Consider the following 14,563-nt stretch of genomic DNA (forward strand, 5'->3'; position numbering starts at 1 on the left):
TCGTAAGGACGACCTCAAGAGCGTAGCCTCGCTACCGGGCCATGTTCGCGCAAGGCGGCCCTCGCCGGAGGCGTACCGCAATCATATCCCAGGTACGCGAGCGGTAACCGCTCGCGTACCTGGGTTCCACCCGCTGCCGGATGTTCGTCCCCCACTATTGTGACGCGGTCTTTACGCCCTTTGCGGCTTTTTCGATGACTGCTGCCACCGCTTTTGGCTGCGACACATAAATAGCATGGCTTCCCTTCGCCTGGGTCACCGTCGCTCCCGCTCGCTTGGCCATTGCGCGCTGAGCTTCGGGCGGGATCATCTTGTCTTCCGTGGAGACAAGATACCAGGCCGGCTTCACCTTCCATGCAGGCGATGTGACCTTGCCGTCGAGCGCCGCCACGCCCCAGGGAACCTGAGAAGCGGCCATGAACGATGCCAATTCTGGCTTGACGTCGGCGGCGAACGAAGCCGCGAATTTCGCCTTGTCCAGGAACAGGAAACCATCCACGGGTGGCAGGATCGGAGGCACCGGCGCGCCCGGCGCCGGGTTTGCGATCAGGCTGGAGACTGATTCGCCGACATCGGGCGCGAAGGCCGCGATGTAGACGACTGCGGCCACCTTGGAATCCGTTCCGGCCTCCGACACGACAACGCCGCCGTAGGAATGCCCCACCAGCACCACTTGCCCTGAGGCTGCGGCGATGGCGCGCTTGGTCACGGCAACGTCATCCGCCAGCGAGGTCGTGGGATTCTGGACGACCGTGACGTCGTATCCATCCTTCTTCAGGACATCGTATACGCCCTGCCATCCGGATCCGTCGACGAAGCCGCCATGCACGAGCACCACGGATTTCACATCGGCAGCGTGTGCCTTGGCTGCGGTTATGCCTACACCCAAGGCAAGGGCAGAGGCGGCGGCAAGCAAAGTAAACATACTCGACATCTGAGTTCTCCTTTCAGAACCTTGACAGTCGAGACGCTACGAGGTCGCAGCAGTCGGATCATGAACGAAAGGGCCAGTTACAGAAAGATCGGGCCAAAACTATTCAAGCCGCGTGCGCCGCCAAGTGTTCGGAGTGATGCCGACAACACGTGAGAAATTTCGAGCGAAATGGCTTTGGTCCGCGAACCCGCACTCTAAAGCGACCACGCTAAGCGAGAGACCAGGCTTTGCGAGAAGTTGCTTTGCCCTATCGATCCGTCGCTGTTGCAGCCACTGATGCGGTGCCATACCCGTCGATTGACGGAAAGCGCGTGTGAAATGCCTCTTCGAAAGGCTGCATGAGGCTGCGAGCATATCGAGAGTCAGACCGCTATCAAGGCTCGTATCTATGAGTTCCTTCGCCCGGCGCTCCTGCCAAGGCGCCAGACCGCCTCCCCATTGGCGCGGCAACTGACCGACATTGCCGTATTTGCGAGCAAGGTGAATCGAAAGCGCCAATGCGACATGGTCGACGAATAGCTCTGTGGTCTCCTGCGGATTTACCAAGGCTGTTCGCATGGATAGCAGCAAATCGCGAGCCACCGGATCCCCAACAGTGCCGCCCACCATATGACGAAGCTCCTGTATATGTCGGGGCACATCCCCGTCGTCGCCCATCGCCAGGAGCGCCCTGTGGGGCACGTAAAAACTCAAAGCGTGGAACGGGTCCCGCAGTTCCGTCGCCAGGTTCATCCTGAGATCGAAGATCGCGATGGCGCCGGCATTGAAGTCCATGGGCAAGATCGACTTGCCGTCCGCATATAGATCGAAATCCGCGCACGCCTTCATCTGAAGGGAGATCAGAAAGGCATCCTCGCGCACCGGCTGAGTGATCCCGGCGTTGCGCCGTCTGCAGTTGAGCTCAAGGAACGCCATGCCGGTCCCGCGGGCGGCGCGTGTCACAAGCACGGGCGCATCCGGCAAGCCGACGGCTACGGCGACGGGATTCGATGCAGACGCTGCCTTGGCAGGGCTAGGCATTGGCCAGGATTGTCCGTTTAGACACCGAGAAACAGTAACATCAGCATCGGCTTGTCAAGCGCAGATGCGGGAAGCCGCTTGCTAACGACGGTCACGGGCTCTTCGATCAGAACGCGAGTGTGCGAGACGGTTCTACTTCACACGCTCGCGAACAGGTGTGCTTTGCACTTTTCAGTACTCTCAGATGTTGAGACTGGCAGCGCTAAGCAGGGCAGACCATCGAACGTCCTCAAAGTAGTCTGAATACTCATCGGGGCCTTTTGCCCGATCAACTCCGTCTACTTCACTGATGGAATGCTGCGATGTCGACCTCAGTAACGATCGTGCCCACGCCATGGATAGACTTGACGAGCTCTTCCGATTCCTGCCTGATGCGCCGCACCCCAGTCCGCCTCTCTTCGGCCTTTTGTGCGACTCGAACAAGTACCCTCCAGGTGGGCATTCGAGAAGACTGATACCATCCGGCAGAATCCCATTGATTGGCAAGGTGCTTTATGGGCGAGTAGTTCGCTCAGTCATTCGACTATAATCTTGAGCTGAACGGCAGCTCGCTGCCCCGACTGCCTTGGGAGAACGCTTGATGTTTCCGGTCCAGTCCCGTGCTTTCGCTATTGGCTGGTTTCGCGGGCGAGTAGCACGCGCCCATCCCAGCTCATGACAGCAGCGTTGGCACGGGCGACGAGCCGTCCCGATTGCAGTTGGCCGGCCATCAAGTCACGCGGCGTGTTCACGTCTGGCTGCGTCCACGCCAAAGTGAAGAGCGATAGTGGCCGGGTGATCTGCTCCTCGACAATCGACCCGCACCAGACTGGCGAAGAGGTTCCATCGGTGAGCTCCAGGTCAACCGGCCATAGGCGGAGCACGAGCCGCGATCCTTTGGATGCGGTGTCGCTTGATAGAACGAGAGTCAAGCTGGGGAGCCGGCCGCTATCGAGACGCGGAACGACGGGGAGGGTGGCCGGAGCGGCATTGCCCGTCAGCCAGGCCAGGGAGTTGAGCGCTGTCCAGGGCGTCGGGACACGCCACCCTTTGCTCAGCAAGGTCTCCTGGAGGGAGGAGAGACTTCCGGCCCATTGAATGGTCAGGGGCTCCTCGATTTCTCCGAGGAGGTCGATGCGCTGGGCCGGCAGTTGCTGCCAACCGGTGTTCCACCAGATGTCGGTCGCCATGGTCGGCATTGCACTCTTTACCGTATAACGTTCGAGGTCGAGCGTGTGATGCCGGTAAACGTTAAGGCCTCCGGCCAGGGCAAACGCGGAGCATCCAACCATGATCAGCGCCGAAACCCGGGCCGGCTCGGATTGCTTGCGCAGGTAGAAGAAGCTGACCGCCGTCAGCCAGGCTGTCCCGAACGCCAGCCCGCCAACCACGTCGGAGAGCCAATGGGCGCCGAGGTAGAGGCGCGACAACGCGATCAGAAGCACAAACGAAGCGGCACTGAACGCGACCGGGAGACGCCATGCGGGACGCAACTGCCGCGCGACAAGGAAGGCGAGGAAGCCGTAGAGAACGCTGTTGACCGTGCTGTGGCCGCTTGGAAAGGAAAACGCGCTCCACCCGGTGTAAAACAGTTCCGTCGGGCGGGCGCGATGAAGCGTGACCTTAATAATCGTGTTGAGCGCCGACGCTCCGCCAATCGCTACCAGCCAATAGGCGGCTGTGCGCCAGGCGCGCTTCCAAAGAAGCCACAAAAGCACAGCCGCGGTCACCGCAATCACCACGACAGTGTCGCCCAATTCGGTGAAGACGAGCATCACGGCATCGCCCGGCGCGGTGCGAAGTTCCTGCAGCGCTTGGTAGATCGCGGTGTCCACGCGGACTAGCGGATCGCCAGCCACCACATCTTCGAGAACCCCGAGGAATAACCAGGCGGAGCCGATCACAAGCAGGGCCAGAAGCGCCAGGCCCCGCACGTCGGGCCGCGCCGGATCGAGCAGGTCGACCACAAAACGACCCCAGCGGGATTGGCTGGCCGCTGCACGCGTCTGGAGCCATCCCGATATCTTCGACAGCAGCAGTGGCCCGCGACGCAATGCGAACCGGACGAGATGGATCATCGCCCAAATCACGATAGCGATAAGGACAACCAGGATGGCAAGCGGCTTGGCGGCCGCGCCGAAAATGCCAAAGGCAGCGCCGACGAACACGGCGGGCAGGATATGTGAAGGCGCCCACACCAGCGCCGACAGGATGTTGGCTGCATAGAACCGCCCCACAGGCATCTGCAACATGCCGGCTATCAGGGGAATGAAGGCGCGCACACCAGGCGTGAAGCGGGCGATGAAGACGCTTTTGTCGCCATGCCGCGCGAAGAATGCCTCGCTGCGCACGACAAGCTCGGCATGCCGATTAAGCGGCCACCGCTCCAGAATTTCGCGGTGGTAACGGTGCCCAACCCAGAACGATAGGCCGTCGCCGACAATTGCGCCGGCGGCGGCAGCGCCGAGCAGCGGCCACAGCTTCACAACTCCGCTTGGAACAAGAGCGCTGATCGCCAGGATGGCGGCTGTGCCCGGAATGAACACTCCGATGACCGGGATGGATTCAGACAGGGCGAGCAGAAGCACGATCGCATAGGCAAGATGTGGGTGCGCTGCGATGAGCGCGGTGACGGCGGTGAAGAAGGACGCCAACATTCACGCCTCCTACAGGATGCTCGTCACCGACTGATCAAGGCGTGTCCCTTCCCGATAAAGCGCGCGGACCAGCATGGCTGCAACCGTGCCCGTCATGGCTCCGCCCAGGATATCGCCCACATAGTGCGTTCCAATATAGACGCGCGAGATCGCCACAAGCACCGCAGCGGCAAGGAGCCATAACCCAAGCCGCCGTATGCCGTGCAGCAGGAATGCAGCCGCTATGGCGAAGGCGGCGGTCGCATGATCGGACGGGAAGGATGGATCGGCGCTGCGATTGATCAACAGATGCGTGATGCCGGCATCGTATGGTCGTATGCGATGGACGAACAGCAGGATGGCCTGGTTGAGGGCAAGGCCAGCGAGAAACGAGAGGCCGGTCGCGACCAGGACGTGCCTGTTGTGCGACCTGTCCGATCCTCGCCACCACTGTCCGGCCAGGGCGAGCACGAGCAGCGGCACGCTGATTGCGGAGATCCAGATCATCAGGGAATCGACGGGGGCGCTCGCTCCGGCAAGGCTGTTGATCGCACCAGTGGCAGTGGAGTCGAGGTCGTATGGCTGCAACTCTGAATCCTCATCTTGTTATCGGTCCGGCTCCGGACATGCTTGGCGGGTTACTTGAAGAGGACCTGGGCCAGCAGTCCCTTGCCGTCCGGCCCGCTGCCAAGCACCAGGAGCGCGCCGTGCTGTGCAACGATGCGCTGCACGATCGACAGACCCAAGCCGCTCCCTTGACCCTCCTGGTTGCTGCCGCGGTAGAACCGTTCCAGCACCTGCTCTCGTTCGGCTTCCGGAATGCCGGGGCCGTTGTCACAGACCTCCAACACGACCTCATACCCCTTCCTACGCACCGCCAAATCGACGGTGCCGTGCGCAGGGGTATAGCGGATCGCGTTGTCGACTAGGTTGTTGAGCAGGATGCGCAGCGCTTCCGGGTCACCCGGTATTTCGGCCTTGTCCCGAGTGACGAGACCCAGGTCGATGTGTTTGGCTTCGGCCAGCCGGGTTTGATCCAGGATCACCGACTTGCAAAGATCAGACAACTCTACCGACCGTGGCGCAATGGCTTGTCCCTGCGGTTCCAGCCTGGCGAGCGTCAGCAATTGCTGCCCCAGATGGGCAAGCCGAATGACACCCGATTGCAGCTGCGACAGCGCCTGTCCACGTTCCTCTTCGGTGGAGGCAGTCTGCGCCAACTGCGTCTGGATACTGAGAGCCATCATCGGCGTGCGTAGCTCATGGGCGGCGTCGGCGATGAAGTGTTTTTGCATGGTGAATGCGTGGTCCAGCCGCCGCAGCAGATCGTTGAGGCTGTCGACCAGAGGCTTGACCTCGTTTGGTAACGGACCAGGGCCGATCGGCGCCAGGCTTTCAGCATCGCGCTGCTTCAACTCGGAGGTGATCTGGTAAAGCGGCTTCAGCCCGTACCCGATGCCGTACCACAGGAACAATGCGAGCAGCGGCAGCAATGACAGGACGGGCCAGAACAGATGCACCGATAGCCCGGCCAATGCCTCCCAGCGCGCGTTCTGCGCCTGCCCGACGCGGATCAGGCGATCGCCTCGCTGGTCGACGAAGGTATGCCAGGTCTGACCGTTGAATGAGACATCGCTGAGCCCAGGTCGCTGCGGCGGCGGCAATGTCAGCGCCGCGTCCGTGGTGAAATCCAGTCTGCCGTCGCGCCACACCTCCAGCAGCACCTCGTCGGCCTTTTCGTCGTTGTCCTGTCGCTGGCGTTTGCCGTCGTCGGTCGGTGACACGCGGTTGGCGTTGGCCACGTCGACATGTTCGGCAACATAGCGCATCTGCTCATCGAGGAGATCTCCCAGTTCGAGAAAGGCTCCCCAGTAGGTGCCGATGCTCGCCAGGATCCCTGCCAGCAAGGTTGCCGGCAACAGCCAAAGCAGAAGACGGCGGCGCAGCGAGCCCCTGAACCACAGCCGCAGACGGTGATAGCCAAGGCTCATGCACCCTCGCCAATGCGATAGCCGACGCCGCGCACGGTATGGATCACCTCGGCGCCGAGCTTCTTGCGAAGGTTATAGATGTGCACCTCGACCGCGTTGCTGCCGACTTCCTTATCCCAGCCGTACAAGTGATCCTCCAGTTGCTCGCGTGAGAGCACCGCGCCGGGCTCGCGCATCAAGGCGTGAAGCAGCGCAAATTCCTTGGCGGAGACGTCGGCCGGCTCGTCGCATAGCCAGAGCAAATGGCGGACCGGGTCGAGCCGAAGGGGGCCAGCATGGAGCTCGATCTGCGCTCGGCCTGCCTGGCGGCGGCTCACCGCGTGAATGCGTGAGATCAGCTCCTCCAGCGCGAACGGCTTTATCAGATAATCGTCGGCGCCACCGTCCAACCCGGCCAACCTGTCGGGCAACGCATCGCGCGCCGTGATTATGATGGTCGGCAGCGTTTCGCCGCGCCGGCGCAATCCCTTCAGGACCTCCATCCCGTCTTTTTGCGGCAGGCCCAAATCGAGCAGCAGCAGGGCGTAGGGATTCGTTTGCAGCGCGAGCAGCGCAGACTCGCCGTCCTGCACCCAGTCAACGGTGAATCCGTTCTTCCGCAGCCCTTGCTGGAGGCCGCTGCCGATCATCTGGTCATCTTCAGCCAGCAGCAAGCGCATCGATCTTTCGCCTCCTGGTTGGTGAGCGCACGGGGTCCGGCCTGGACCGTCCGATACCTGTATAAGCCTGCGCCGCTATGCGCATCAATCTTGACCTTAGTGCGCCCTGCATCACGATGGCAGGCGGCGGAGAGACGATACGCGGTCCAAGATGAAGCCTGGCTGAAAATCGCGACATCGATCATTGATCGTCGTCGCTGAGGAAATTTCAGGTGGACTTAAGCGAGCGTCCGGTAGCCTTCACCGGATGCTCCCAGGAAGGAAACCACCCCAGTCATGAGCACCCTTGGCAAACGCCTGCTCCTCGCGCTTGTGCCAACCGCGACCGCCGCCCTGATTGCCTGGGGCTGGCTCTCGTACCAGCCAGCGCCGAGCGTGGCCGCCCCGGCCGCGGCCCCGATCAGTCGGGTCAGTAGCGAGAACGGGCTGACCATCGTGACGCTGGACGAGGCAACGCAGAAACGCAGTGGAATCGCAACCGACGCGCTGACAGCAACGAAGCGACAACTCAATGAGACTGCCTATGGCAGCGTGCTTGACCTGCAACCGCTGATCGACCTCCAGACCCGTTACCGCGCCGCCGCGGCCGACGTGGCCAGCGCACAGGCAGCCCTTGATGCCTCGAGCCAGGAAGCAGAACGCAACCGCGTCCTGTTCAAGGACCACATAAACATATCGCAGAAGGCGATGCAGGCGGCACAGGCGGCATGGTCGGCCGATCAGGCCAAGCTCCAGTCGGCTGAAGCCAACCTGGAAGGGGTGCATGCGAGTGCACGGCAACAGTTCGGTCCGCCACTCGCCTCGCTTATCGCAGGCAAGGATACGGCGTTCGCCGCTCTCCTGGATGGTCAGGACATGATGCTGAGGATCGTGTTGCCGATCGACGGCAGCACGTCGGCACCGGACCGGATCACGTTCGATGGCGGCACGCGTGGTCAACTCACCGGCCGCCTGGTTTCGGCATCGCCGCAGAGCGATCCAATCGCGGAAGGACCAACCTTCCTGTATCGCGCACCTGCCAGCCTGCCGGTCGGCAGCAAGGTGATCGCTCGTTTGCCGGTGAGCCAGCAACCAGCCCCCGGAGTTGTCATCCCGCGGACCGCGGTGCTGTGGTTTGGCGGGCTGCCCTGGGCTTATGTGCAGCAAGGCAAGGAGCGCTTCGTACGTCGATTGGTCAACGACCAGTCGCCATACGACGGCGGCTATTTCGTGGACGCCGGCTTCGAGGCTGGCGAACGCGTGGTGACGCGCGGCGCGCAGCTGCTGTTGTCGGAGGAACAGCGCCCGCCGGTCACCGCGGCCGCCGCCTGCAAAGATCCCGAATGTGACGACTAGCCGGACCTTCGCGCCCGATCATGCTGAACTCCATCATTCGCTTTTCCGTCCGTTTCCGCGGCGTGGTGATCGCGCTGGCCTGCCTGCTGGCTGGCTACGGCGTCTACACGCTGACCAAGGCTCGCCAGGATGTCTTTCCCGAGTTCGCGCCGCCGCTGGCAGTGATCCAGACCGAAGCGCCCGGACTGACATCGGAGCAGGTCGAAGCGCTTGTCACCCAGCCTGTCGAGAACGCGATGGGCGGCACCCTTGGCCTCGACAGCATGCGCTCGAAGTCGCTGCAGGGGCTGTCCATGGTGACGCTCACCTTCCAGGACGGCACCGATATCTACAGGGCTCGGCAATTGGCCGTCGAACGGCTCAACGCACTGGGCGGCACGCTACCGCTTGGCGTCAAACCGCCATCCCTGCTGCCGCTTACGTCTTCGACCAACGTCACGTTGGTAGCCGGCCTGACCTCCGACCGTGTTTCGTTGATGGACTTGCGAACGTTGGCGGACTGGACCGTCAAGCCCCAACTCCTGCGCGTACCGGGCGTCGCCGACGTGATCGTGTTCGGCGGCGACGTCAAGCAGTTCCAGGTTCAGGCGGACCCACAGAAGCTGGTGCAGTATGGCGTGGCGCTACAGGATCTGCTGACTGTCGCCCAACGCGCGACGGGCGTTCGCGGCGCTGGTTATGTCGAAAATGCCAATCAGCGGATCCTGCTGAACACCGAAGGCCAGACCCTTACGCCAGAGCAACTGGCGCAGGTGGTGCTGCGGTACCAGAACGGCGTCCCGCTGCGTCTGGGCGACATCGCCAAGGTCGCGATCGGGCCAGCGCCTGCTGTGGGCGCAGCCTCCGTCGACGGCAAGCCTGCCGTCTCGTTGATGGTGGAGAGCCAGTACGGCGCCGACATGATGTCGGTGTCGCGAGGCGTTGAACAGGTGCTGAGGGAGCTACAGCCAGTCCTGGCCGGGCAGCAGGTAATGCTCCACCCAGACATCTTTCGGCCGGCCCGCTTCATCGAAACCGCTATCGGCCATCTGCGCACCGCGCTGATCCTTGGCGGCGTGCTGGTGATCGGCGTGTTGTTCCTGTTCCTCCTCAATGTGCGCACAGCAATCATCTCCGCCACCGCGATCCCGCTGTCGCTGCTGACGGCCGTGATCCTGCTCTCCCACTTTGGTGTAAGCCTCAACACGATGACGCTTGGCGGGCTGGCAATCGCGCTCGGCGAGGTTGTCGACGACGCGGTCGTTGACGTCGAGAACATATTTCGCCGGCTGCGCCAGAATCAGCAACTGGCCCACCCGCTGCCACCGGCGCAGGTCGTGTTGCTGGCCTCGCTCGAGGTTCGAAGCGCCGTGGTCTACGCGACGCTGGTCGTCGTGTTGGTGTTCCTGCCTGTCATGTCGCTGTCGGGCATCGCCGGAAAGCTGTTCGCGCCACTGGGCATCTCGTACATCCTGGCGATCCTGGCCTCGCTGGTCGTGGCGTTGACCGTGACGCCGGCGCTCGCGTACCTGCTGCTGACAGGCAGGCCGCTGAAGGAGCAGGAACCCAGGCTGGTGCAGGCGCTGAAGGCGCGTTACCTGGCTGTGCTTGCCGCTATAGAGTCGCGCTACCGACTGATCATTGGGGTGATCGGTGTGCTTTGCCTCGCGGCGCTCGGCGCGCTGCCGTTTTTCGGTGGCAACTTCATCCCGGATCTGAAGGAAGGCCACTACCTCGTCCATATGGCGTTGGCTCCAGGTTCGTCGCTCACCGAGTCCATGCGTGTCGGCAAAGAGGTGACCGCACAGCTTAGCCAAATTCCCGGTGTGCGCCTGGTGGCGCAGCGCGCCGGCCGAGCCAACGAAGTGGTTGATCCCACGGGTGTCAATATCAGCGAGTTCGAAGTCGATTTGAAAGCGCTCTCGCCGGCCGAGCATCGGCGAGCGCTGGTCGATATTCAACAGACCCTGGCCAGCTTCCCCGGGCTCATCACTTCGGTCAACACCTTCCTGGCCGAGCGCATCGACGAGAGCATTTCGGGCGTGACCGCGCCGGTGGTGATCAACGTCTTTGGGCAGAACCTGGATGTCATCGACAGCAAGGCGGGTGAAATCGCTCAACTGGTTGGCACCATCCCCGGCGCCATCGGCGTGCGGGTCGAGGCCGCGCAATACCTGCCGCAATTGACGATGCGCCTCAAGCCGGAGCAGTTGACCCACTGGGGCTTCACCCCGGTCGATGTCCTGGAGGCGATCCAGACCGCGTATGAGGGGGTAACCGCAAGTCAGGTCTACGAAGGTAACCAGGCCTACGACGTCAGCGTGTCACTGACTCCCGCGGCGCACCAGGACTTGGCGGCGGTAGGTTCATTGCTGCTGCGCAGTCCTGAGGGCGTGACGGTTCCGCTCAGGCAGCTTGCCGATATCAGCCAGACCACCAGCCGCTATCAGATCCTGCATAGTAACGGCCAGCGCCTGCAAACGGTGACGACGGGGGTGCGCGGACGCGCGGTTAGCGATTTCGTCAAGGAGGCCCAAGAGCGCATCGCCATGGAAGTCAGCCTTCCCAAAGGCACCTACCTGATGTTTGCCGGCGAGGAGCAGGCGCGCGCGCAATCGCAGCAAGACCTGCTGATCTATACCGTGGCTGCCAATGTCGGCATCGTGCTGCTGCTGTTTCTGGCACTGAAGAGCACCCGGGCACTGCTTCTGGTGCTGGTCAACCTGCCGTTCGCGCTGGTCGGAGGAGTGTTGACGGTGCTGGCAAGCGGCGGAGACCTCTCACTCGGATCGCTGGTCGGCTTTGTCACGTTGTTCGGCATCACGCTACGCAACTCGATCATGCTGATCTCGCACTACGAGCACCTGGTGAACGAGGAAGGAATGGCTTGGGGACCGGACGCGGCCCGAAAAGGTGCCGCCGAGCGGCTGGTCCCCATTCTCATGACCGCTGTCGTTACAGCGCTCGGCCTATTGCCCCTGGCCTGGGCTAGCGATGCGGCCGGAAACGAGATCGAGGGGCCAATGGCGATCGTGATCCTCGGTGGGCTCGTGACTTCGACCCTGCTTAACTTGTTGGTGCTTCCGACGATGGCCTTGCACTTCGGCCGCTTCGACAAACGGGAGCAGGAATTTCAGCTCGACGTTGCGCTGCAGCCTTGATGAGACGGTCAAAAGCAGCGCCAAGCTTTCCGCAGGGCTCGTCGGTGCGCTATTGGCTCGAGGCCGCTGATACGGCGGAGACAAGCGACGTAGGAGCAGCAATCGCGCGATGACGCCAAAAGCTTGGACATTCGCCAAGCAAAGGAGATATGCGCTTGCCGGTGACGGCGCCGAGACGGAGCACGAACTGTAGATGAAGGGCGGCGCTCCCGAAGGAGCGTTGCCTGAAACCGCCCCGCCGCTCGCCCGAAGGTCCGCCGCACCTGTTTCCTCCCACCCGCTGCGTTGTGACGCCAATAACGATTTGCAACGGCTTGTCACGTTTCATGCTATTACGGGACATGAGGTTTGTGAGCCGGAGAATTTCCGGGCCGTCGCGCTTTTGGCAGGCTGTGAATAACGTGCACGTCTTGATTGCACGGGCGAGATCTTGGCGCAAAGTGCATTCATGGCGGCGGCTGAACCGAATGCGGTTCTGTTTGAAAATGGCAGTCGGAAATATCCGATCGCTGCCGCTGAGCTTTGCAGAAAGGCAGCCGAAATCGCACATCAGACATCAGGTCGGCTGCTCTTCGAAATCCGCCTGGACGGTGATGCGCATTACCAACGGGTTGCCGCCATAGGCTATGCGCGAGGAGAGATAGGCATCCTCGTCTGGACAAGGAAGGTGCGTCCGTCAGGTCCAGTGTCGCCGAAGGCAGTTTCGCTAGCTTTATCGAACCGTTGGAATGCTGGAGTAACCTGCCGCTTCGGGATCAGGCAAACAACGACATCCGGGGACACGCAACCCTTTTCATAGCAGCCCTGCGCAATGCCGGCTGTGCGCCACTCCGCTAGGCTGAGTTGCCTGTGGATATTGCCGATCCGTTTGGGGGCGCGTTGTCAGGGCATGTTCCGGGCGCCTACGATGGAGACAACATTCTTATCTGCATGGCAGGAGAATCCGCGCTGCATACATCGGGCTGGCGTGATAAATATGGTTCACTCGATTCTATGGGCGGGAAAATGAAGAAATCTAACGAGACTTCCACAACAGCTGCAGGTCAGGCAACAGGATCAAAAAACAAGATCACTCTCATAATCGTCGTGAATGGAGATCCTGCATCTGTTGATGCCAACGTGAATGCACCCCTTCATACAGTGATAGGGAAAGCCCTGGAAATGTCCGGGAATGTAGGGCAGCCACCTGAGAACTGGGAGTTGAAGGACGCAGCAGGCAACGTTCTCGATGCCAGCAAGAAGGTCGAGGATCTAGGACTTGTCGCCAGCACCAAGCTTTTCTTAAGCCTCAGGGCTGGTGCTGCGGGTTGACAGAGAGCCAATTCGTCGACGAGGCGGTCTCCCGGCGCAAGTTCGATCGCGAGATCGCTCGGTACAGGGAACTCGAAGGCGAATACCGCCGACGGGGCTGGTTTCTAGTTGAGGCGGCATTCCCGCTTGTCCTGGTGATCTTTGCTACTTCCAAGCTCCTCCCAAAGGCCATCGTCTGCGCAGTCCGGCTCGATTTCACGAATTACGACTTAGTCCCGCCATCGGTAACGTTTGTCGATCCGTTTACGGGCAGCGCGCTGCCGATGAAGAACCTTGGCTTCAAGATGCTGCGGCTCGACGGCATGGTGAACGCGACGGTAGAAACGATCACTGCGATGGGGCAACAGGGCCGTTTGGTATTCCAGGAATTGATCCAGGCGCACAGTCCGGAGGAGGTTCCGTTCCTGTGCTTGCCCGGCGTTCGAGAATATCACGATCACCCAGCACACACAGGTGACTCATGGCTATTGCATCGTCGCTCTGGCGAAGGCTCCTTGCATTTTATTCTGGAGCAAATCTGGGCGAGCGGCATCAACCCGATAAGGAACATCAACTATCAGGTACAGTTGCAGTTCCAGGGTTTCCAGGCGGACGCGGCAGTGCTGCCTCGATAGCCGGACTGGCGAGGGTTGAGCGTTTCCGAGTTCCGCGGCGGGCCATCTTGGACGTGCACAAGCATCTGGCGACCGTGGGGCAAGCTGGCTACGAAGGGCTAGGTCTCTGGGTCGGAAAGACGGCGGGTGAAACGGCTACAGTCGAGCGCGCGTTGATTCCGCAACAGCGCCTCATTCGAACCGCATCCGGCGTCGGCGTGCGAATTGAAGGCGATGAGCTGCATCGTCTCAATGTGTGGTTGTTCGAGAATAAGTTGCGAATCCTGGCCCAAGTCCATAGCCATCCGACTGACGCCTACCATTCTGGCACAGATGACGAGAACGCTATAGCGACGGCCATCGGCAGCCTCTCACTTGTCGTTCCTGATTTCGCGAGCCGACCATTCGATCTGTCGTCAACGGCTGTCTATCGGCTCAATGCGGCGGGTAGCTGGCTGGAGGTGCCTCGTCAGGCGGCCGTCCGTCTGATTGAAATTGAGGACTGAGAAAGATGGCGTTCGCGAGTTACTTTGGCCGTACCGCCACTGCCGCTTCCCAGGTGCTTCAAGGTTTCGACGTCCGGGAGTTCGAGCGGTTGCTCAATGGATCAGTGGTGGGAATTGCTTTTGACGGGCAGGCTTGCTCGACTGAGGGCAGGGCGTCGCTAGACCTGCTTGTCCGGCTGGTGGCGCGGCTCTATCCTTCGATATGCTTCCTTCCCGAGGGAGAGGAGGCAGTGAGGCTTGCGAGAGGTCTCGCGAGGCTTGCGCGCTCGATAAATAGCCGGATCACATTGGTGCGCCGGGGGGGCGGCCTCTCCCATTGCATGGTGGTTGGCTCCGCGATCCCTGATGTTTCCTGTCAGAAGTTGTTCCTGGGTTCAAGCGGGTGGCTCGCCAACCAGTCGGTGTCGCGACCAGTCGGCTCGGGAAACGGTCCCAACCCGCTCGGAGCTGGCGCCGCAG

The 14,563-nt window shown here is 61.6% G+C and carries 12 protein-coding genes; 6 read left to right on the forward strand and 6 right to left on the reverse strand.

All coding sequences use genetic code 11. The annotated features are described in order from the left end of the window. Window positions 1-154: 154 nt before the first annotated feature. From FJ956_RS29820 to FJ956_RS29845, 6 genes are all read right to left on the reverse strand, one after another. Window positions 155-934, reverse strand: a complete 780-nt coding sequence (locus FJ956_RS29820; protein WP_140782012.1) for an alpha/beta hydrolase — start codon at window positions 932-934, stop codon at window positions 155-157. A 99-nt stretch (window positions 935-1,033) separates the two neighbouring features. Beyond that, window positions 1,034-1,882 (reverse strand): AraC family transcriptional regulator, encoded by an 849-nt coding sequence (locus FJ956_RS29825; RefSeq protein ID WP_181170412.1) that lies wholly within the window; start codon window positions 1,880-1,882, stop codon window positions 1,034-1,036. A 680-nt stretch (window positions 1,883-2,562) separates the two neighbouring features. After that, window positions 2,563-4,590 carry a bifunctional DedA family/phosphatase PAP2 family protein gene (locus FJ956_RS29830; RefSeq protein WP_140684810.1) on the reverse strand — a complete coding sequence of 676 codons (2,028 nt, stop codon included), beginning with the start codon at window positions 4,588-4,590 and terminating at the stop codon, window positions 2,563-2,565. A 9-nt stretch (window positions 4,591-4,599) separates the two neighbouring features. Next, window positions 4,600-5,157, reverse strand: a complete 558-nt coding sequence (locus FJ956_RS29835) for a phosphatase PAP2 family protein (RefSeq protein WP_140684809.1) — start codon at window positions 5,155-5,157, stop codon at window positions 4,600-4,602. 50 nt (window positions 5,158-5,207) lie between these two features. Then, a complete protein-coding gene (locus FJ956_RS29840) occupies window positions 5,208-6,560 on the reverse strand; it encodes an ATP-binding protein (RefSeq protein WP_140684808.1) in 1,353 nt (450 codons plus the stop codon). Further along, window positions 6,557-7,219 carry a response regulator transcription factor gene (locus FJ956_RS29845; RefSeq protein ID WP_140684807.1) on the reverse strand — a complete coding sequence of 221 codons (663 nt, stop codon included), beginning with the start codon at window positions 7,217-7,219 and terminating at the stop codon, window positions 6,557-6,559. The genes FJ956_RS29840 and FJ956_RS29845 overlap by 4 nt, the downstream gene beginning before the upstream one ends. Window positions 7,220-7,495: 276 nt before the next feature. Between FJ956_RS29845 and FJ956_RS29850 the strand changes: the two genes are divergently transcribed. The 6 genes from FJ956_RS29850 to FJ956_RS29875 form a co-directional block, all read left to right on the forward strand. Continuing rightward, the gene (locus FJ956_RS29850) at window positions 7,496-8,554 is read left to right on the forward strand and encodes a metal transporter (protein ID WP_140684806.1); all 1,059 of its coding nucleotides are present in this window, start codon (window positions 7,496-7,498) and stop codon (window positions 8,552-8,554) included. Window positions 8,555-8,574: 20 nt separating this feature from the next. Next, window positions 8,575-11,694: an efflux RND transporter permease subunit gene (locus tag FJ956_RS29855; RefSeq protein WP_140684805.1), complete on the forward strand. Its 3,120-nt coding sequence runs from the start codon at window positions 8,575-8,577 to the stop codon at window positions 11,692-11,694. Between the two features lie 849 nt (window positions 11,695-12,543). Beyond that, window positions 12,544-13,005 carry a DUF2604 domain-containing protein gene (locus tag FJ956_RS29860; protein ID WP_246672243.1) on the forward strand — a complete coding sequence of 154 codons (462 nt, stop codon included), beginning with the start codon at window positions 12,544-12,546 and terminating at the stop codon, window positions 13,003-13,005. Continuing rightward, window positions 13,002-13,619, forward strand: coding sequence for a putative metal-binding protein (locus FJ956_RS29865; RefSeq protein WP_140684804.1), 618 nt, complete (start codon window positions 13,002-13,004; stop codon window positions 13,617-13,619). Before FJ956_RS29860 ends, FJ956_RS29865 begins: the two co-directional genes overlap by 4 nt. A gap of 53 nt (window positions 13,620-13,672) precedes the next feature. Beyond that, on the forward strand, window positions 13,673-14,104 hold the full coding sequence (locus FJ956_RS29870) for a Mov34/MPN/PAD-1 family protein (protein ID WP_246672244.1): 432 nt from the start codon (window positions 13,673-13,675) through the stop codon (window positions 14,102-14,104). A gap of 5 nt (window positions 14,105-14,109) precedes the next feature. Further along, on the forward strand, window positions 14,110-14,563 hold a 454-nt coding region (locus tag FJ956_RS29875; protein ID WP_181181053.1), incomplete at its 3' end, for an E2 ligase fold family C protein.

The sequence above is a fragment of the Mesorhizobium sp. B2-4-3 genome, from assembly GCF_006442815.1.
Taxonomy (GTDB): domain Bacteria; phylum Pseudomonadota; class Alphaproteobacteria; order Rhizobiales; family Rhizobiaceae; genus Mesorhizobium.